The 17,039-nt window shown below is 62.7% G+C and carries 19 protein-coding genes and 1 pseudogene; 9 read left to right on the top strand and 11 right to left on the bottom strand.

The annotated features are described in order from the left end of the window. Window positions 1-58: 58 nt before the first annotated feature. Entirely contained in the window at window positions 59-739 is a 681-nt protein-coding gene (locus ADIAG_RS03580; protein WP_007269943.1) for an amino acid ABC transporter permease, read from the top strand. After that, window positions 736-1,638: an amino acid ABC transporter permease gene (locus ADIAG_RS03575; protein WP_007269942.1), complete on the top strand. Its 903-nt coding sequence runs from the start codon at window positions 736-738 to the stop codon at window positions 1,636-1,638. The genes ADIAG_RS03580 and ADIAG_RS03575 overlap by 4 nt, the downstream gene beginning before the upstream one ends. Window positions 1,639-1,762: 124 nt before the next feature. Here the strand turns inward: ADIAG_RS03575 and dapE are convergent, their stop codons facing one another. After that, window positions 1,763-2,923 carry a succinyl-diaminopimelate desuccinylase gene (dapE, locus tag ADIAG_RS03570; protein WP_007269941.1) on the bottom strand — a complete coding sequence of 387 codons (1,161 nt, stop codon included), beginning with the start codon at window positions 2,921-2,923 and terminating at the stop codon, window positions 1,763-1,765. Between the two features lie 37 nt (window positions 2,924-2,960). On the opposite strand from dapE, the gene dapD reads away from it, so the two are divergent. Both dapD and ADIAG_RS03560 read left to right on the top strand, forming a co-directional pair. Next, on the top strand, window positions 2,961-3,923 hold the full coding sequence (gene dapD, locus ADIAG_RS03565) for a 2,3,4,5-tetrahydropyridine-2,6-dicarboxylate N-succinyltransferase (RefSeq protein WP_007269940.1): 963 nt from the start codon (window positions 2,961-2,963) through the stop codon (window positions 3,921-3,923). Further along, window positions 3,913-4,824 (top strand): hypothetical protein, encoded by a 912-nt coding sequence (locus ADIAG_RS03560; protein WP_007269939.1) that lies wholly within the window; start codon window positions 3,913-3,915, stop codon window positions 4,822-4,824. The genes dapD and ADIAG_RS03560 overlap by 11 nt, the downstream gene beginning before the upstream one ends. Here ADIAG_RS03560 and ADIAG_RS03555 read toward each other — a convergent pair. The 4 genes from ADIAG_RS03555 to fdxA all read right to left on the bottom strand — a co-directional run bounded on the left by ADIAG_RS03555 (window position 4,821) and on the right by fdxA (window position 8,482). After that, window positions 4,821-5,420, bottom strand: a complete 600-nt coding sequence (locus ADIAG_RS03555) for a hypothetical protein (RefSeq protein ID WP_007269938.1) — start codon at window positions 5,418-5,420, stop codon at window positions 4,821-4,823. The genes ADIAG_RS03560 and ADIAG_RS03555 overlap by 4 nt on opposite strands. 230 nt (window positions 5,421-5,650) lie before the next feature. Further along, window positions 5,651-6,934 (bottom strand): citrate synthase, encoded by a 1,284-nt coding sequence (locus ADIAG_RS03550; protein WP_007269937.1) that lies wholly within the window; start codon window positions 6,932-6,934, stop codon window positions 5,651-5,653. A 103-nt stretch (window positions 6,935-7,037) separates the two neighbouring features. Beyond that, window positions 7,038-8,147: a succinyldiaminopimelate transaminase gene (gene dapC, locus ADIAG_RS03545; protein WP_007269936.1), complete on the bottom strand. Its 1,110-nt coding sequence runs from the start codon at window positions 8,145-8,147 to the stop codon at window positions 7,038-7,040. An 11-nt stretch (window positions 8,148-8,158) separates the two neighbouring features. Further along, complete coding sequence (gene fdxA, locus ADIAG_RS03540; protein WP_007269935.1) at window positions 8,159-8,482, bottom strand: ferredoxin; 324 nt, start codon at window positions 8,480-8,482, stop codon at window positions 8,159-8,161. Between the two features lie 189 nt (window positions 8,483-8,671). Here fdxA and ADIAG_RS03535 point away from each other — a divergent pair, with 189 nt between their 5' ends. Beyond that, window positions 8,672-8,950 carry a putative acetyltransferase gene (locus tag ADIAG_RS03535; RefSeq protein ID WP_043473240.1) on the top strand — a complete coding sequence of 93 codons (279 nt, stop codon included), beginning with the start codon at window positions 8,672-8,674 and terminating at the stop codon, window positions 8,948-8,950. Window positions 8,951-8,990: 40 nt separating this feature from the next. Continuing rightward, complete coding sequence (locus tag ADIAG_RS03530) at window positions 8,991-9,497, top strand: helix-turn-helix domain-containing protein (protein WP_007269933.1); 507 nt, start codon at window positions 8,991-8,993, stop codon at window positions 9,495-9,497. Between the two features lie 117 nt (window positions 9,498-9,614). On the opposite strand, the gene ADIAG_RS03525 is transcribed toward ADIAG_RS03530, so the two are convergent. Then, entirely contained in the window at window positions 9,615-10,055 is a 441-nt protein-coding gene (locus ADIAG_RS03525; protein WP_007269932.1) for a hypothetical protein, read from the bottom strand. Continuing rightward, the gene (gene typA / locus ADIAG_RS03520; protein ID WP_007269931.1) at window positions 10,036-11,946 is read right to left on the bottom strand and encodes a translational GTPase TypA; all 1,911 of its coding nucleotides are present in this window, start codon (window positions 11,944-11,946) and stop codon (window positions 10,036-10,038) included. Before typA ends, ADIAG_RS03525 begins: the two co-directional genes overlap by 20 nt. 193 nt (window positions 11,947-12,139) lie before the next feature. Between typA and ADIAG_RS22610 the strand changes: the two genes are divergently transcribed. Further along, complete coding sequence (locus ADIAG_RS22610) at window positions 12,140-12,670, top strand: ATP-binding cassette domain-containing protein (RefSeq protein ID WP_007269930.1); 531 nt, start codon at window positions 12,140-12,142, stop codon at window positions 12,668-12,670. On the opposite strand, the gene ADIAG_RS20715 is transcribed toward ADIAG_RS22610, so the two are convergent. The 3 genes from ADIAG_RS20715 to ADIAG_RS03510 all read right to left on the bottom strand — a co-directional run bounded on the left by ADIAG_RS20715 (window position 12,577) and on the right by ADIAG_RS03510 (window position 14,034). Beyond that, window positions 12,577-12,882 (bottom strand): lysoplasmalogenase family protein, encoded by a 306-nt coding sequence (locus ADIAG_RS20715; RefSeq protein WP_407636048.1) that lies wholly within the window; start codon window positions 12,880-12,882, stop codon window positions 12,577-12,579. The two genes, ADIAG_RS22610 and ADIAG_RS20715, sit on opposite strands and share 94 nt — an antisense overlap. Then, complete coding sequence (locus ADIAG_RS21800) at window positions 12,779-13,270, bottom strand: hypothetical protein (RefSeq protein WP_200859370.1); 492 nt, start codon at window positions 13,268-13,270, stop codon at window positions 12,779-12,781. Before ADIAG_RS21800 ends, ADIAG_RS20715 begins: the two co-directional genes overlap by 104 nt. Before the next feature lie 68 nt (window positions 13,271-13,338). Further along, window positions 13,339-14,034, bottom strand: coding sequence for a hypothetical protein (locus ADIAG_RS03510; RefSeq protein WP_007269927.1), 696 nt, complete (start codon window positions 14,032-14,034; stop codon window positions 13,339-13,341). A gap of 513 nt (window positions 14,035-14,547) precedes the next feature. On the opposite strand from ADIAG_RS03510, the gene ADIAG_RS19895 reads away from it, so the two are divergent. Then, window positions 14,548-14,769 carry a barstar family protein gene (locus ADIAG_RS19895; RefSeq protein WP_007269926.1) on the top strand — a complete coding sequence of 74 codons (222 nt, stop codon included), beginning with the start codon at window positions 14,548-14,550 and terminating at the stop codon, window positions 14,767-14,769. Between the two features lie 305 nt (window positions 14,770-15,074). Here ADIAG_RS19895 and ADIAG_RS22605 read toward each other — a convergent pair. Then, window positions 15,075-15,245, bottom strand: a pseudogene (locus ADIAG_RS22605) (hypothetical protein); the annotation flags it as partial. 454 nt (window positions 15,246-15,699) lie between these two features. On the opposite strand from ADIAG_RS22605, the gene ADIAG_RS03500 reads away from it, so the two are divergent. Further along, window positions 15,700-16,791, top strand: coding sequence for a glycine cleavage T C-terminal barrel domain-containing protein (locus ADIAG_RS03500; RefSeq protein ID WP_235045821.1), 1,092 nt, complete (start codon window positions 15,700-15,702; stop codon window positions 16,789-16,791). Window positions 16,792-17,039: the final 248 nt, after the last annotated feature.

Genomic DNA, 17,039 nt, shown 5'->3' with positions numbered 1-17,039 from the left:
CGGCGTGCAACCCGCACCGGATGAGTCCCTTTCCAACCGCACCCCAAAGGAGTAAGCCGTGCAAGGCTACCTTTCACTATGGGACCAATACGGCGAGAAGATGTTGTCCGCGTTTTGGGGCAACCTTCAACTCACCTTCTGGGCAGCCCTAGCGTCGCTGGTCCTGGGCACGATCCTGGCTTTGATGCGCATTTCGCCGGTGCCAAGCTTCCGTGCTTTCGGGACCGCCTACGTGAACATCTTCCGCAATACCCCGCTGACCATCATCATGGCGTTCGGCGTACTGGTGCTCTTCGGAGTGTTCCAAGTCCAGTTCAATTCAGACTTCGACCTGAACTTCTTCCAAATCGCCATCCTCGGGCTGTCGATTTATCATGCGGCCTTCGTTTGCGAAGCGATCCGTTCGGGAGTCAATACCGTTCCGCTGGGCCAAGCCGAGGCAGCACGAGCCATCGGCTTGAGCTTCCTGCCGGCCGCATGGCTGGTCATCCTGCCCCAGGCCTTCCGCGGCGCCATTGCCCCGTTGGGCAACGTCTTGATCGCCTTGATCAAGAACACCACGGTCGCGGTCGCCGGTTCGGTGACTGAAATTTCCGGTGTGATGAAAGAAATGCTGGAGATCCGATCAGACGTCGGCATCCTGATCTTCTTCACCATTGCCGTGCTCTTCGTGATCGTTGTGATCCCGGTGGGCGTGCTGACGACCTACCTTTCCAAGAAGTTGGCGGTGGCACGATGAAAGTCTCGGAATCCGTACTCTTCGATGCTCCGGGTCCCAAGGCCCGCCGCAACGTCCTGATCGTCAACATCATCGGTGTGATCCTGGCCTTGGCCCTGGTCTATTACCTGTACGCGGTGATGAACGAGGCTGGCCAGCTGGCTCCCGAGAAATGGGTGGTCTTCGGCAAGGGCTCGATCTGGGAGAACTACCTGCTCCCGGGCCTGCTCAACACGCTGAAGGCAGCAGCAGTTGCCATCGTCACCTCGATGCTCTTCGGCTTCATCTTCGGCATCGGTCGGCTGTCGACCAACAAGGTGATCAACTGGATCAGTTCGATCGTGGTCGAGTTCTTCCGCGCCGTTCCGGTGCTGTTGATGATGATCTTCCTCTGGATCATCCTGGCGCGCAGCGGTCTGGTGCCGCCCGCAGATTCCCCCTTCGTGGCCGTCGTGGTGGGTTTGACCCTCTACAACGGTTCGGTGGTTGCCGAGCTGATCCGCTCGGGCGTCTTCGGCCTTCCCAAGGGCCAGCGCGAGGCAGGCACCGCCATCGGCCTGACCCGCGGGCAGTCGTTGCGCAGCATTGAGATCCCGCAGGCACTGATCGCGATGCTGCCGGCCTTGATCGGCCAGTTCGTGGTCATCCTGAAGGACTCCGCTCTGGGCTACATCATCAACTACAACGAGTTGCTCTTCAACGCCAAGCTTATTGGCACCGGCAACTCCAACGTCCTGCAGGCCATTGTGGTGGCGGCGGTCATCTTCATCCTGATCAACTTCGCGCTTTCGAAGTTGGCCGAGGTGGTTTCCCGCCGACTCAGCAGCAGGGGCATCAGCGCGGCCGAACCGGAGGACCCGGCGGTGCCCGTCATGGTCGCTGATGTGAACACCAAGCTGCCCGGAGGCTCCACCACGTAGGGTGCTTCCTCGGCGCGGATTTCCATCCAGCAGCCTGCCCTCCGGCTCGCAGCCGGCTTCGTATCTCACGAGGCCGGCTGCGGGCCGGATTTTTTCTGCTCGTGGATCCGGGGCCGTGCCGGTCTCAGCGCCCGGCTGGCTCGGCGGTGTCCTGCGGAGCCCCGCCGAGCCAGCGGCGCAACGCGGCCAGGCAGTCGTGGATGGCCGCGCGGGTGACGTGCTCGTCATCGGAGTGGGCCAGCAGCGCATCGCCCGGACCGAAGTTCACCGCCGGGATCCCCAGTGCGGAGAAGCGCGAGACATCGGTCCAGCCGAACTTCGGCATCGGTGTGCGTCCGACGGCCGCCACGAAGGAGGCCGCGGCGGGGTGCTGCAGGCCGGGTCTGGCCCCCGGTGCTCCGTCGGTGCGCTCGATCTCGAACCCCTGGAAGAGTTCAAAAACGTGGGCTTGGGCCGCGGCCAGGTCCTTGTCCGGGGCGAAGCGGTAGTTGACCTCGACCTCGCAGTCATCGGGGATCACGTTTCCGGCGATGCCGCCGTTGATGCGCACCGCGTTGAGCGATTCACGGTAGGACAGTCCGTCCACGTCAACGCTCGCCGGGGTGTAATCGGCCAAGATCGCCAGGATGGGTGCTGCCGCGTGGATGGCGTTGACCCCCATCCAGGCTCGGGCCGAGTGCGCCGCGACGCCGCGGGTGCGCACCTTGTAGCGGCTGGTGCCGTTGCATCCGCCCTCCACCGTGCCGTTGGTGGGCTCCAACAGGATCGCGAAGTCGCCTTCCAGCAGCTCCGGGCTGTTGCGCGCCAGCCGTCCGAGCCCGGATTTGGAGCCCTCGACTTCTTCGTGGTCATAGAAGATGAAGGTCACATCGCGGTTGGGGTCCGGCAGCGTGGCGGCAAGCGCCAGCTGCACCGCCACCCCGCCCTTCATGTCCGTGGCGCCGCGCCCATAGAGCGTTGCACCATCCCACGTGGCCGGCACGGTGCCGCGGGCTCCGGGTGTGGTGGGCAGCGGGACGGTGTCCAGGTGCCCGGCCAGCACCACCCGCTCCGGGCGGCCCAACAGGGTCCTGGCGACCAGCGCATCACCGTCGCGGTGCACCTGAAGATGCCCCAGGCGGCGCAGGGCTACCTCGAGGGTATCGGCCAGTGCCCTCTCCTGGCCGGAGACGGATTCGATGTCCATCAGGGCGGCCGTCAGATCGGCGACGTCGCCGGTGAGGTCCAGATCGTGGAGAGCCTGAGGGGCGGCGGTGGATTCGGGGCTGGGTTCGTTGGACACCATTCAAGGTTAGTCCCCGTCACCGCGCTAGGATTGGTTCATGACTCCGGTAGATACCCGACTGACCCAGGTCGCACATGACGACCTGCGGATTGCCTCCGCACACGGCCTAGCCACCTATGGGCCGGACGGCACCGTGCTGGATGTTTGGTTCCCGGATCCCGTCATGGGCGTGTTGGAAGATGCCGCGCAGGTCGCCAGGGATCTCCGGGCTGTCGCCAGCGAAGATGAGGCGCGCGGCACCAGCCAAAAAGTCATCGCCCTGGAAATCAACTTGGATGTGGCTCCTGCAGATGCCCCCGATGTCTGGCTGCGCCTGCACCTGCTCTCCCACCGCCTGGTCACCCCCAACAACGTCAACCTCGAGGGGGCCTTCGGCCTCCTGGAAAACGTCGTCTGGACCAGCTTCGGTCCCTGCGCCGTGGCCGGCTTTGAGAAGACCCGGATGCGCCTGCGCTCCCGCGGCACCTTGACGGTGTACGGGGTGGACAAGTTCCCCCGGATGCTTGACTACGTCGTGCCTTCAGGGGTGCGGATCGCCGAGGGCGGACGGGTCCGCCTCGGCGCCCATCTGGCTCCGGGCACCACCGTCATGCACGAGGGATTTGTGAACTTCAACGCCGGCACCCTGGGCACCTCGATGGTCGAGGGACGGATCTCTGCCTCGGTCGTGGTGGACGATGGCTCCGACGTCGGCGGCGGCGCCTCGATCATGGGTACGCTCTCGGGCGGCGGCAAGCAACGGATCGGAGTGGGCAAGCGGGTGCTGTTGGGCGCCAACTCGGGGGTGGGGATCTCCATCGGGGACGACTGCGTGGTGGAGGCCGGGCTGTATGTCACGGCCGGGACCCGGGTCCAGTTGGGGACCGAAGTGGTCAAGGCCGTGGAGCTCTCCGGGGTCCCGAATCTGCTCTTCCGCCGCAACTCGATCACCGGCACCGTCGAGGCACTGCCGCGCGCCGGACAACACGTCGAACTGAATAGTGTCCTACATGCCAATTGACCCGCACCACCGTGTGCTCGCCATGGGCACGGCCGAGGGCAGGCAAAGGCACCACCGGCATCGGCGTCCGCGCCGCGTGGGACGGACACTGTTGGCGATCCTGCTGGCCATGGGGCTGGTGGGCGGCGGACTCTATGCCGCCATCCACGTCATCGGGCTGAACCAGGTCACGGTGACACCAAAATGCACGGCACTGGTGGGTGGGACGCTGCACACCCTGTCCCCCGACCAGGCCGCCAACGCCGCGGTAATCGCCGCAACCGCTACCCGGCGCGGGCAGCCCACGCGCGCTGCCACCATCGGGATCGCGACCGCGATGCAGGAATCAAAGCTCACCAATATCGACTACGGAGATAACGCCGGACCCGATTCGCGCGGGCTCTTCCAGCAGCGCCCGTCCATGGGTTGGGGAACCCAGGAGCAGGTGATGGACGCACACTACGCCGCGGACCGCTTTTTCCAGGAACTTGAGACCTTCGACTATGGGTCCATGGCGTTGACCGATGCCGCCCAGAAGGTCCAGCGTTCCGCCTACCCGCAGGCCTACGCCAAGCACGAGGAGAAGGCTGCCGCGTTCGCCTCCCCGCTGACCGGTGCCTCCCCCTCGACGCTGAATTGCACCCTGCGGCAAAGCGACAAACCCGGGTCAGCCAAGGCCCTGGCCGCCGATTTCACCGCAACCACGGGTCAGCAGGCGGAGGTGCTGGAAGACAACCGGGTGCGGATCAAGGTGAGCGGAAAAGCGGGCTGGGCCGTGGCCCAGTGGGCAGTGGCCACCGCGGCCCAGCACGGCAGCGAGTCGGTCTCCTACGCCGGGCTGGTGTGGAACCGGTCCGATGCCGGTTGGGTGCCCGCAGCGACCACCGACGGGTACGTCGTGATCACCCTCGGTGGAGCCTAGGTCAGCAGATCGATGATCGGGGCCAGGTAACTGCGAAAGAGCGTTTCATCGCGCATCAGCTCCTGGCTGAGGATCACGGTGTCCGGTTCAACAAACCACGCCCGGCGTTCGGCCAGCGGCAACTCCACCAGTTTCAGATGCATCTGAGAAACGTTCTTGCCTTCGAGCTCCCGTTCGGCGAAGAGCTGGCCGAGAAGTGCGAGCTGCTCCGTGGTGTGATCCAGCGCGTACTCCTGATACTCCCCCAGCCGGCGTTGCGTCCAGGTGTAGGCGTTGCCGTAGTGCGCGCGCAAGAGGTGCTGCAGGCTCGGGGAATCGGAGAAGTCTGCGAAGTCCGGTTCCCGCTCGATGTCGATGTCCGGGTGGGTGTCGGCGATGATGCTCTCCCACCAGCTGTGCCATTCCTGGCGCAGTTCCCCGGCCGAGGCACCGTTGAGCTCTCGCGCTGCGGAGGGCTTGACCCGAGGACTCAGCGGGGCCAGGGAAGGGGCTCCCAGCGGTTCGATGGCAGCCAGATCGCGAATGTACAGCGCCAGCAACATTTCTTTGTGGGTATCGGCCGAAACCTTCCAACCCGAACCAGAATCCTGCACCATCTGGGCACACCGCTTCCTTCCGAACCCTCGCCTGATCCAAGGATACGCCCGATAACGCCCCTGTTGCCGGGTTTTGGCGGTACGGGCTTCGGGCCGGGATCTGGCACGCATCGAGCGCACCGGAGGCTCTCGGGCGCCGGCATTCGTGGGGGCAGCAAAAGGGGCCGGCAGCGGGTGTGAGGAAAATTCTTCCTTCCACCTGCTGCCGGCCCCTAGGGCACGAACGCGGTTTAGCGGTTCGGGTAGTTGCGCTCGCGTTCACCGGTGTAGAGCTGGCGCGGGCGCCCGATCTTCATTTCCGGGTCCTGCAGCATTTCGCGGTACTGGGCAATCCAGCCCGGCAGACGGCCGATGGCGAAGAGCACGGTGAACATCTTCTCCGGGAACCCCATGGCCTTGTAGATCAACCCGGTGTAGAAGTCCACGTTCGGGTAGAGCTTGCGCGAGATGAAGTAGTCATCGCTCAGTGCGCGCTCTTCCAGGGACATCGCAATGTCCAGCAGCTCGTCGTTGCCGCCGAGCTTCGAGAGGATCTCGTGGGCCGTGGACTTGATGATCTTGGCCCGCGGGTCGTAGTTCTTGTAGACGCGGTGTCCGAAGCCCATGAGGCGGACGCCGTCTTCCTTGTTTTTGACCTTCTCCATGAAGTCGGCCGGCTTCAGGCCGTCGTTCTGGATCTGCCGCAGCATCTTCAACACGGCCTCGTTGGCGCCGCCGTGGGCGGGGCCCGAGAGTGCATTAATGCCGGCGGAAACCGAGGCGAACATGTTCGCGTTCGAGGATCCGACCAAGCGCACGGTGGCGGTTGAGCAGTTCTGCTCGTGGTCGGCATGCAGGATCAGCAGCTGGTCCAGGGCCTTGACGATGACCGGATCCATGTCGTACGGCTCAGCGGCCAGGCCGAAGCTCAGGCGCATGAAGTTCTCGACCAGGTTCATCGAGTTGTCCGGGTAGAGCAGTGCCTGGCCAATGGACTTCTTGTGCGCGTAGGCGGCAAGTACCGGCATTTTGGCCAGCAGGCGGATCGTGGAGAGCTCCACCTGCTCTTCGTCAAAGGGATCCAGCGAATCCTGATACCAGGTCGACAGGGCCGTCACGGCCGAGGAGAGCACCGGCATCGGGTGTGCTTCGCGCGGGAATCCGCCGAAGAAGCCCTTGAGCTCCTCGTGGAGCAGCGTGTGGCGCCGAATCTTCTGGTCGAAGGCGTCCAGCTCGGTGGCAGAGGGAAGGTTTCCGTAGATCAGCAGGTAGCTGGTTTCCAGGAAGCTGGACTTCTGGGCGAGCTGTTCAATCGGGTAGCCGCGGTAGCGCAAGATACCCGCGTCGCCATCGATGTAGGTGATCGCGGACTTGGTCGCCGCGGTATTCATGAAACCGGGGTCGTACGTCACACCGCCCGTCGCCTTCAACAGGGGAGCGATGTTAAAGCCGTCATTGCCTTCTACTGCGGGCACAACAGGAAGCTCGATGTTGTTGCCGCCGAAGCTGAGCTGAGCAGAATTGTTATCCGTCATTGTCTCTCCTAACCGGAATACAGATGAATCCGATGGTCAGTAATCACTGTCACGCTACCGTTTAGTAGGCTCTTGACACTAATTGGTGGGTCACGCTTATCTTTCAGGCTGCCGCATTCAACCGTTGGACGGCGCTGGCTATCCGTTCGTCGCTGGCTGTCAGCGCAATGCGCACAAATTCTTCCCCTGCGATTCCATAAAACGCGCCGGGTCCGGCCACGATGCCCAGCTCGGCCAAACGGCCCATGGTCACCCAGCAGTCTTCGTCTGCGGTGCACCACAGGTACAGCCCACCGACCGAGTCTTCGATGCGCAGCCCGAAGGCGTTGATCGCCGGGACTAGTGCCTCTCGGCGTGCCCGGTAGGTGTCTTTCTGCGCCTTTACGTGCTCGTCGTCGCCCAGGGCTGCGACCATGGCCGATTGCACGGGGGCCGGGACGATCATCCCGGCGTGCTTGCGGTTGTTGATCAAGGAGGGCATTAGGTTGGGCGCACCGGCGACGAAGGCGGCCCGGTAGCCGGCGAGGTTCGACTGCTTGGACAGCGAATACACGGACAACAGATCATCCAGGTTGCCACCGCTGACAGATGCGTGAAGGACGCTTGGCACGTCCGACTCGTGCTGTCCCCAGCCGAGCTCCGCATAGCATTCGTCCGAAGCCACCACGGCGCCCAGCGACCGGGCATCGTCAACCAGGGCCTTGAGCTCCGTAGCACCGCGGATGATCCCGGTGGGGTTCCCCGGGGAGTTAACCCAGACGAGTTTCACGCGTGCCCGGTCGGCTTCGCTGAGCTCCACCAGCGAGTCGGCTGCCACCGAGTCGGCTCCGGCCAATTGAGCGCCGATGCCATAGGTCGGGTAGGCGACCGTGGGGCGGACCACCAGGTCACCTGCACCCAGGCCCAGCAACAGTGGCAGCCACGCCACCAGCTCCTTGGACCCAACGGTGGGCATGACGTCTCGGGCGTCCAGCCCGCGAACGTCGCGGCGGCGCTCGTACCAGTGCGCGATGGCTTCGCGAACCTCACTGGTGCCATGCGTGGTGGGGTACCCGGGGGCGTTGGCGCCTTCGCGCAGCGCCTGCATGATGATCTCGGGTGTGGGATCAACCGGCGTGCCGATCGACAGGTTCACGGCCCCGTCGGGATGTTCTGCGGCGCGCGCCAAATAGGGGGCAAGAGCGTTCCACGGGTAATCAGGGAGCGTCAGCATAATCTCGGGAATCAGTCCTGGGCCTGCGGGGGAAGCGCGATGATGATCGGATGGTCGATGCCCATGTTTCCGAGCTTTGCGGCTCCGCCCGGGGAACCGACCTCGTCGAAGAACTCGACGTTGGCCTTGTAGTACTCGGACCATTGTTCGGGGGTGTCGTCTTCGTAATAGATGGCCTCCACCGGGCACACCGGTTCGCAGGCACCGCAGTCGACACATTCGTCGGGGTGGATGTAGAGCATGCGTTCACCCTCGTAGATGCAATCCACGGGGCATTCCTCGATGCATGCCTTGTCTTTGACGTCGACACACGGCTGGGCGATGATGTAGGTCACAGTACCCGGGGCCTTTCTTCACTACGAATTCATGATCAGTTGACTCATGGCGCATGCCTTTACGCATGCTCCCCACCAGCTTAGTACCGTTGGGCCCCCTTTGCCCGCCCGCGCAGGTCCCCACGACCCGAATGTGTCATCGCCCACACACTCGGCGGGCCCTCGGATGCGCAGGCCTAGACTCGAGGCATGGAACCGGAATTCTTTCCACTGCCCGTCATCGGGACACGCGTGGTCATTCGTTATCGGCTGGAACCCGATGAGCTCGGCACCCACGGCGAGCAATTCAGTGATGCGCTGGGATACCTGCTCGTGATTGGAGACACGCATGCCGAAGTTGAAACCCGCGGCGGCATCGTTGCCATCGAACGATCCGCCATCACCCATGCCAAGACCGTCCCACCCCCTCCTCCGCGCAGACCTCGAGGCGGGGTTCGGTCACCGTCATCGCCACACGATGTGATTTGAAAGTTTCAATCAGTGGGGCAAATTCCCGTATGCTGAAACCATGGCCACAGATGAAGAGGTACAGGCCCGTGCTCGGGCGCTTAGCTCCCCACTCCGTCTTCGCATCCTGCGACTGTGCTTGCACGAGTCACGGACGAACAAGGAAATAGCGGACTTACTGGAGATCAATCCGGCGACATCGTTGCACCACGTGCGCACGTTGCTGTCGAATGGTTTTCTGGTTGCCGAGGAAACCCGCAGGGGAAATCGAGGCGCCAAGGAAGTGCCATATCGCAGCACCAAGCTCTCCTGGGGCACTAAGCTGCCCGATGCTGCTCCCTTGCTTGTCGATACCTTCCTGCAGGAGATCGATGGTCTGGCACCGCAGGAAATCCAGGTCCTGCGTGTGGGTTTGAAGCTCAGCGAAGACACGCAACAGGAAATGATGTCGCGCATTCGGGCGGTCATCGAGGACTATGCCATGCGCGATGCCGAACCCGACGGGGTTGCCACCTCGCTCTTCCTGGCGCACCACTTGGACTTGAACTCGGCAAAGCAACGGGTGTAGACAGGCCCCTCCAAAGGCAAAAAACAGCCCGGTCGTTTCCAAAACATTGGAAACGACCGGGCTGTTTATTCGGTAGCGGTGAGCACTACTGATGCTCATCCCCGTACGGGGAAGCGATCAGCGTGCAGGCTGTGCCGCGAGGCGCAGTTGTTTGGAAGCCAGCAAAATCGCCACAATGACAGGCACGATGATGCCGTAAACCCAGATGCCGCCGGCCAACGCCGGACCGGGCAAAACGGAATAAAACTGTGTCGAGACGATCATCTGGTTGTTTTGATCCAGAGAGATCAGCGCGACGAACACGTACGTCGCCAGGCCCGCTAACGCGCTCACCCACAGCTTGCCGCGCAACAGCCCCACCCAGTAGACCAGAGTGCCGGTCAACAACAGCGCCAAGGTTGCACCCCACGGGATCGGGGTTTCCCCCACGTAGGCAACCGAGGCATGCAAAATTGTTCCGACCACGGCCGCCAACGCCCCGGCCACGAGGGCGGCCAGGACGTTGAGCAGGATCGCGGGGCCGGAACCCGGGGCCTTGTTAGGCCTTGGCCCGGGCACGGTTGGCCTTGGCGCGGTCGCCGGCGTTCAGGATGAGCTTGCGGATGCGCACTGCGTCCGGGGTGACCTCAACGCATTCGTCCTCACGGGCGAATTCGAGGGATTCCTCCAGCGTCAGCTGGCGCGGCGGGGTCATGTTCTCGAAGGTGTCCGAGGAAGCAGCACGCATGTTGGTGAGCTTCTTTTCCTTGGTGATATTCACGTCCATGTCGTCGGAGCGTGAGTTCTCGCCAACGATCATGCCTTCGTAGACCTCGGAGGTCGGCTGCACGAAGAAGGTCATGCGCTCCTGAAGGTTGATCATCGCGAACGGGGTGACGACGCCGGAGCGGTCAGCCACGATCGAACCGTTGGTGCGGTATTCGATCGGACCGTGCCACGGCTCGTAGCCCTCGGCCAGCGAAGCGGCAATGCCTGCACCGCGGGTGTCAGTCATGAAGCGGGTACGGAAGCCGATCAGGCCACGTGCCGGAACAACGAACTCCATGCGGACCCAGCCGGTGCCGTGGTTGGCCATATTGGTCATGCGGCCCTTGCGGGCTGCCAGCAACTGGGTCACGTTGCCGAGGTATTCCTCGGGCACGTCGATGGTCATGAGTTCCATCGGCTCGTGGACCTTGCCGTCGATGTCCTTGGTGACAACCTGTGGCTTGCCAACGGTCAGTTCGAAGCCTTCGCGGCGCATCTGCTCCACGAGGATGGCCAGAGCGAGTTCGCCACGACCCTGAACTTCCCAGGCGTCCGGACGCTCGGTCGGCAGGATGTTCAGCGAAACGTTACCGATCAGCTCGCGGTCCAGACGATCCTTGACCTGTCGCGCGGTGACCTTGGCGCCCTTGACCTTGCCGGCCAGCGGCGAGGTGTTGATACCGATGGTCATCGAGATGGCCGGCGGGTCGACGGTGATCAACGGCAGTGGCTTCGGGTTTTCCAGGTCGGTGAGGGTTTCACCGATCATGATGTCTTCGATACCTGCAACGGCGACGATCTCGCCCGGTCCAGCTTCCTCGGCAGGAACACGGGTCAGGCCCTTGGTGGCCAACAGTTCGGTGATCTTTACGGTCTTGATCGTGCCGTCCTGGCGGGCCCAAGCAACCTGCTGGCCCTTGCGCAGGGTGCCGTTGAAGATGCGCAGCAGTGCCAGACGACCCAGGAACGGGGAAGCGTCAAGGTTGGTGACGTGTGCCTGAAGGACTTCGCCTTCGGTGTACGTCGGTGACGGTACGTGCTTGATGATGGTCTCGAACAACGGCTCGAGGTCCTCGCAGTCCGGCAGGGTGCCGTCGGCGGGCTGGTTGTTCGACGCGCGTCCGGCCTTGCCCGAGGCGAAGACGATCGGGACGTTCAGGATCTTGTCCAGGTCCAGGTCCGGGGCCTCGTCGGCCAAGTCGGAGGCCAAGCCCAGCAGCAGATCCATGGAATCGGAGACGACTCCGTCGATGCGGGCATCGGGGCGGTCGGTCTTGTTGACCACGATGATGACCGGGAGGTTGGCAACCAGGGCCTTGCGCAGCACGAAGCGGGTCTGCGGCAGCGGACCTTCGGAAGCGTCAACGAGCAATACGACACCGTCGACCATCGACAGGCCGCGCTCGACCTCGCCACCGAAGTCGGCGTGACCCGGGGTGTCAATGATGTTCATGGTCATGTTGTGGCCGTTGGCGGCCGGGCCGTCGTAGAACACCGTGGTGTTCTTGGCCAGGATGGTGATGCCCTTTTCGCGTTCAAGCTCGCCAGAGTCCATCACACGATCTTCGGTTTCACCGTGGCTGTCGAATGCACCGGTGTGCTGCAGCATTGCGTTGACCATAGTGGTCTTGCCGTGGTCAACGTGCGCAACGATAGCGACGTTGCGCAGGTCTTCGCGACGAATGATGGTGGTATCTGACATGCGAAAAGGCTCACTTCTTCTAGAGAATTTTGGGTCTCGGGGATCGGGGCCACGACTGACCCAATTAACCATTCTAGTCCCAATGCGAATTCTGGTGGTAAACGTGCCTTATCTCACGCAAAAAAATCGGGTTTTGAATGCCTGTCACTCGCCCCGACGGCCTCGATGAGGGTCCAGATAGCGTCCCCCTGTAGTGGTGGAATTGGACCCCGAGCGCTATGGGCGCCGGTTCCCGCATGAGCTCTCCGGTGATGAACGCCAGCGTGTTGCCTTTGCCCGGGCCGTAGCGACCTGCCCCGCGGCGATCCTCGCCGATGAGCCCACCGCCATGCTAGATGCCACGCTGCGCTCCGAGGCCTCTGCGCTGATGGGGAATCTCGCCCGGCAGCACGGCACTGCGATCCTGCACATCACCCACGACCTCGCCGTCGCCGCCCAGAGTTGCGACAGGGTCATGGTGATGGCCGACGGCGCGGTCGTCGAACTCGGGCCCACCTCACAGGTGTTGCACCCCCCCACAGCACCCGATGACGCAGCGGCTGATGTCGGCCGCCCTGCGCGGGGCCAGATGCATGCACGCGACCTGACCTGCAACCCTGTCCCCCGGGCTCTCCCGTTGGCCACTCAGGACTACGGGCGGCTGCGGCGGGGGGCGGGTGCCCCATGCTCCCGGCCGGTGCGCTGTATGACCTCCATGGCAATCAGGCCCTGGCCCACCACATAGCTGAGCATGATCCAGAATGAGGCTCCGGGCAGCTCCATCGTGGTGAAGGAGCGCAGCGCGATGAGCCCGTCGGAGATCAGGAAGATCGCCCCGCCCACCCCGGCGAGTTCACCGAGCCCGGTGGACAGCATGGCCATGAGCACCAATGCCAGCCCATAGATCACCACCGGGATCAGCAGTGCTCCGGCACCTGGCCCACAGGCGAAGACCAATGCGGCCAAAAGCGGCGAGATAGGGCAAGCAAGGCAGCCCCCTGGTCGCCACCGAGCTGCGGCGCAACGGCCAGAGGGCCGCGATGTACACCACTGCACCGAAGGCCGTGATGATGATGGAATCGACCAGACCCATGTACTTCAGGCCCATGGCGATGAAGAGCACGATGCTCGCCCAACAGATCACGATGGCTGCCGTTCCGGCACCAACGATGGAGACCATGATGTTGGCTCTCAGGAAACCTGCAGCAATGAGCAGTCCGCCTAAAAGCACGTTTCCACCCAGCGCCAGAATCTGGTTCAGGATGTTGGTGACTTCAGGAAAGTTCAGCAGGCGCGCCGCCATGATGCCGAAACGCCCTAGTGATCCGGGCGGCGCATCAGCCATCTGCATCGCCGAAGATTTGGCCACCTGTGCAGTGCATCCCAAGTCCCGGCGACCCGGAGAACGAAGAATTAAACGGACCACGGAATGTAGCGCTCCCGACCTTCCCATGAGCCGTGCTCCGACAGGGGCCGGAAGCGAAGCGTCGTAAACTCGTGGTGAAAATCCCGGCGTTCGCGTTCGGTCATCGCTTCAGTATGACGAGCGGCAGATGCTCCATCATCACGGCCAAACACCATCCCCGTCATCGCACGGGTACTGGTCCAGATCGAGAACGTTGAAACCGTCCGCGGCAAACGGATGGCAGCCATGGCGAGTGTTGCTTGAAGATGGTCACGGATCTGACGCTCAACGGGCCGCCCCCAGTGGATAAAGCGGGGCAGTTCGGGCAGACGCATGCGGGCCAATGTCACGGCAACCACTGGCTCATCCAGTCCCAAGGGCACTTCCGCATCCTGCAAGTTCTCGAACTGGCGCACTTCACCCCAACGACGCACGAATTCGAGCCGCACGTGCCAGCCCTCATTCAGTTTCCGGCCCAAGGGGTGCCTGGCAAGGAAGTCGACGAGGGCGTCTTCAGTTTCCCACTCCGCGAACACCACGAGTCGCCGCAATTGCATCCGGCGCGGCGAGATCACCGCCGCCCCCAGCTGCATCCCGGCGAGCACCTCGATGTGACGCAGACCAGCGGCCTTCGGTGCCCGCAGGAGCCCACCGGCTGCCGTGAGCAGCGGCATGTGCGCCAGGTGGAACGAAAAAAAGCTCAATGTGCCGCCATGCGTAGATTCTTCATCTGCTGATCCTCACAGCGCCGGCGCGGCTACGTCAAATGGCAGAGGGCTGCGCCACCCGGCGATTGTGCCGGGTCACCGAACCAGCTGACCCTGGCGGCCCCATTCAACGAAGCAGGAGCCTGAACACCTTCAAAATATGGCGCTGGGCCGCGGAGAAAACTCCCGGCAGTGTGCTTCTCGCGCCGTGCCCTGCTGAGGAGGTGGGCACGGAGTGCAGCCTGCCACTGGTTTGACCGACAACACGACGACCTACGCCGGTGAGATGGAGCTCGCTGCGCGTCCAGGATCGGCGCAGTAGCTTCGCCACAAGGCGCAGCACCCCTCACGCGTGCGCCACATCGATCGATCCCGATGACCACTTCTCGCAGGCAGCCCGGAACTGCGTGCAAAGGCGTTCAAGGCGGCTTGGCGTTTCCGAACGACTGGAGACTGGAGTGCGTCTCGTGGTTTGTTGGCATTAAACAGGCTAGGGCAGGATGACGAGCTATGAAAAAGTACCGAATCGACGGTGCCGCGGTGCACGGAATCTCCGACCTCTACGATCAGTTCAACCGGGAGCTGATGGCAGACCGGGGCTGGCACCTCGGCTCGAGTCTAGACGGGCTCAACGACGTTCTCTACCGCGTTGAGGGCGAGATCCGCGAGGGCGCACCCGATACATTCGTCTGGATCGACCATGCCCACAGCCGTGATGCGCTCGGATTCTAAGAGACACAGCGGTGGCTGCACAACGAGTTGTCTCAACCGGCTTCCTTCAATCAGCAAGGTATCCAGTCTGATCTTGAGGATCTGCAGAACGGAATCGGGAAGTCGTACTTCGAGCTAATACTCGAAATCTTCGCGGATCACCCACTGATCGAGCTCCACTTAGGCTGAAACGACACTTCCCGCCGCCAGGACGTTGCACCGAATTCCATCACCGCGCCGAGGTTTGTTGGAGCCATGTGCTGCCCGCGCGGTTCGGCATACCCGCATCATTGCGCAATAAGCCGTACACCCAGGAATCGGACACCTCACCCTTGACGATGCAGTCCTCGCGCATGATCCCCGCACGTAAAAACCAGCCTCTCGAGAACACGAACCGATGCAACGTTGCGCGTGCCAGGCTCAGGCTGCACCCGGTTGAGGTCGATTGTCTCGAACGACCGCTCGGTAAGGACATGTGCTGTCGCTGTCGCATAGCTGCGGCCCCAGGCCGCCTAGGTGAGGCAGTTCCCCAGGGACGTACTTCGCAAGTCAGGGTTCCAGCTGTTGAAGGTGTGCCATGCGATGAGAGCGTGGCCAGAGATGCGTTCAATAACTACCCTTGCTTGCCACATCGGCGGCACCATACACTCGCCTTAAGGGGCTTGGCTTCCACCTTATGAGACTGGGCCGACGGCTTCGGTCTGCAATTCCCCTGAACTAGTCGATTGGGAGTTCACAATGCATGACAATGTTCCATCAGTTGACCAACGTGACCGAACCGTTCCGATCAATCTCCGCCAATCCGGCCCAACGCCGGTGGAGATGCAGATCGATACGCGGGTCCGCAAATCACCGTACTGGCAACTTTCCCATGAAGCAGGCTGCTGGCGTGCGCAGGTTTACAACCGGATTTACCACCCGAGAGGCTACATTCGGCCCGAAGACGGCGGAATGATGGCCGAGTACGAGGCCCTGGTCAAACACGTCACCATGTGGAATGTTGCCGTGGAACGGCAGATCCAGGTCAAGGGCCCGGATGCCGAGGCCTTTGTGGACTTCGTTATTACGCGCGATGCCACAAAGATTCCCCCGATGAGGGCGCGGTACGTAATCCTGTGCAACGAAGCCGGCGGAATCCTCAACGACCCGGTATTGCTTCGCGTGGCCGAGGACGAGTTCTGGTTCAGCATTTCCGACTCAGACCTATGGCTGTGGCTTCAAGGTGTCAATGTCGGCAAGCGATTCGATGTAGCCATCGAGGAAATCGACGTTTCACCCGTGCAGATTCAGGGACCGAAATCCGTTGACCTCATGGTGGACCTGATTGGAGATGCGGCTGCGGATATTCCCTCCTATGGGCTGCTCTCCGCGTCGGTTGAGGGGTGTGAGGTCATCGTTTCGCAGACTGGCTTCACCGGCGAGAAGGGGTACGAAATTTATCTCCTCGACGCCACCTTGCACGCGGAAAAACTCTGGAATGCCGTTCTGGAAGCAGGTAAACGTCACAACCTCATGGTGGTTGCTCCGGCACACCACCGGCGGATCGCAGCAGGGATTCTGTCCTGGGGCCAGGACATGGATGCCGAGACGTTGCCGTTCCAGGTGAATCTGGGCTATCAGATACCTCGGCAGAAGAACACGGACTACATCGGAAAAGCAGCCTTGGAGACGGCTCGCAACGCAGTGGAAGCAGGATCACCTCCCTACACCCACACACTGGTGGGCCTGAAGCTCGGTGGTCGGCCAATCAATGACTATGCGCCCGACTTCTGGCTGATCAGCGCCGCGCAGGACGACGATCCGATCGGCTACGTCACCTCGCCCTGGTACTCCCCGGAATTGGAATCCAACATTGCCATGGGAATGGTTCCAGTGGCTCTCGCTGCGCTCGGCACACAGTTGTGGATACACCTTCCCGACTCCTACGCATCAGAGCCCGGGCGGCCGGTCAGCGCCAACGTGGTCGAGATGCCGTTCCGCGATTCGGTCAACCCGAACCAGCGCGAGCGGTTGAAGGTCCGCGGGATGGACGCCGCAGTCTGAGGATGCAACGCTTCGAGCACCTCGACGCGGACAGGCAGCGCATGGTCGCCCCGGAGCCGGACGTGGAGTAAGCGCGCCGCGTCTGGCCCCGGAGCGACAGGGGCGCTTGGTCCCGCCGCAACACCAAAGCGCCATGCGGAGTTTCGTACAGCTTCTGGAAATCTCCCAGCTCCTTGTCTTGCAGCAACACGAGCGGGCTTCCCGCAGCGGCCTCGATCAGCTCCAAGTGGCCCTCGGGCTGGCGACAC

The organism is Paeniglutamicibacter gangotriensis Lz1y, assembly GCF_000348945.1.
In the GTDB taxonomy this organism is placed as follows: Bacteria; Actinomycetota; Actinomycetes; order Actinomycetales; family Micrococcaceae; genus Paeniglutamicibacter; species Paeniglutamicibacter gangotriensis.
The sequence above is the reverse complement of the archived record's forward strand: the minus strand, read 5'-3'. Positions and strand labels throughout refer to the sequence as shown.

Bases quoted from the DNA above. Each gene is read 5' to 3' on its own strand.
- ADIAG_RS03575 (WP_007269942.1), top strand. From the start codon at position 736: ATGAAAGTCTCGGAATCCGTACTCTTCGATGCTCCGGGTCCCAAGGCC.
- dapE (WP_007269941.1), bottom strand. From the start codon at position 2,923: ATGGTGTCCAACGAACCCAGCCCCGAATCCACCGCCGCCCCTCAGGCT.
- dapD (WP_007269940.1), top strand. From the start codon at position 2,961: ATGACTCCGGTAGATACCCGACTGACCCAGGTCGCACATGACGACCTG.
- ADIAG_RS03560 (WP_007269939.1), top strand. From the start codon at position 3,913: ATGCCAATTGACCCGCACCACCGTGTGCTCGCCATGGGCACGGCCGAG.
- ADIAG_RS03555 (WP_007269938.1), bottom strand. From the start codon at position 5,420: ATGGTGCAGGATTCTGGTTCGGGTTGGAAGGTTTCGGCCGATACCCAC.
- ADIAG_RS03550 (WP_007269937.1), bottom strand. From the start codon at position 6,934: ATGACGGATAACAATTCTGCTCAGCTCAGCTTCGGCGGCAACAACATC.
- dapC (WP_007269936.1), bottom strand. From the start codon at position 8,147: ATGCTGACGCTCCCTGATTACCCGTGGAACGCTCTTGCCCCCTATTTG.
- ADIAG_RS03535 (WP_043473240.1), top strand. From the start codon at position 8,672: ATGGAACCGGAATTCTTTCCACTGCCCGTCATCGGGACACGCGTGGTC.
- ADIAG_RS03530 (WP_007269933.1), top strand. From the start codon at position 8,991: ATGGCCACAGATGAAGAGGTACAGGCCCGTGCTCGGGCGCTTAGCTCC.
- typA (WP_007269931.1), bottom strand. From the start codon at position 11,946: ATGTCAGATACCACCATCATTCGTCGCGAAGACCTGCGCAACGTCGCT.
- ADIAG_RS21800 (WP_200859370.1), bottom strand. From the start codon at position 13,270: ATGGCTGATGCGCCGCCCGGATCACTAGGGCGTTTCGGCATCATGGCG.
- ADIAG_RS19895 (WP_007269926.1), top strand. From the start codon at position 14,548: ATGAAAAAGTACCGAATCGACGGTGCCGCGGTGCACGGAATCTCCGAC.
- ADIAG_RS03500 (WP_235045821.1), top strand. From the start codon at position 15,700: ATGATGGCCGAGTACGAGGCCCTGGTCAAACACGTCACCATGTGGAAT.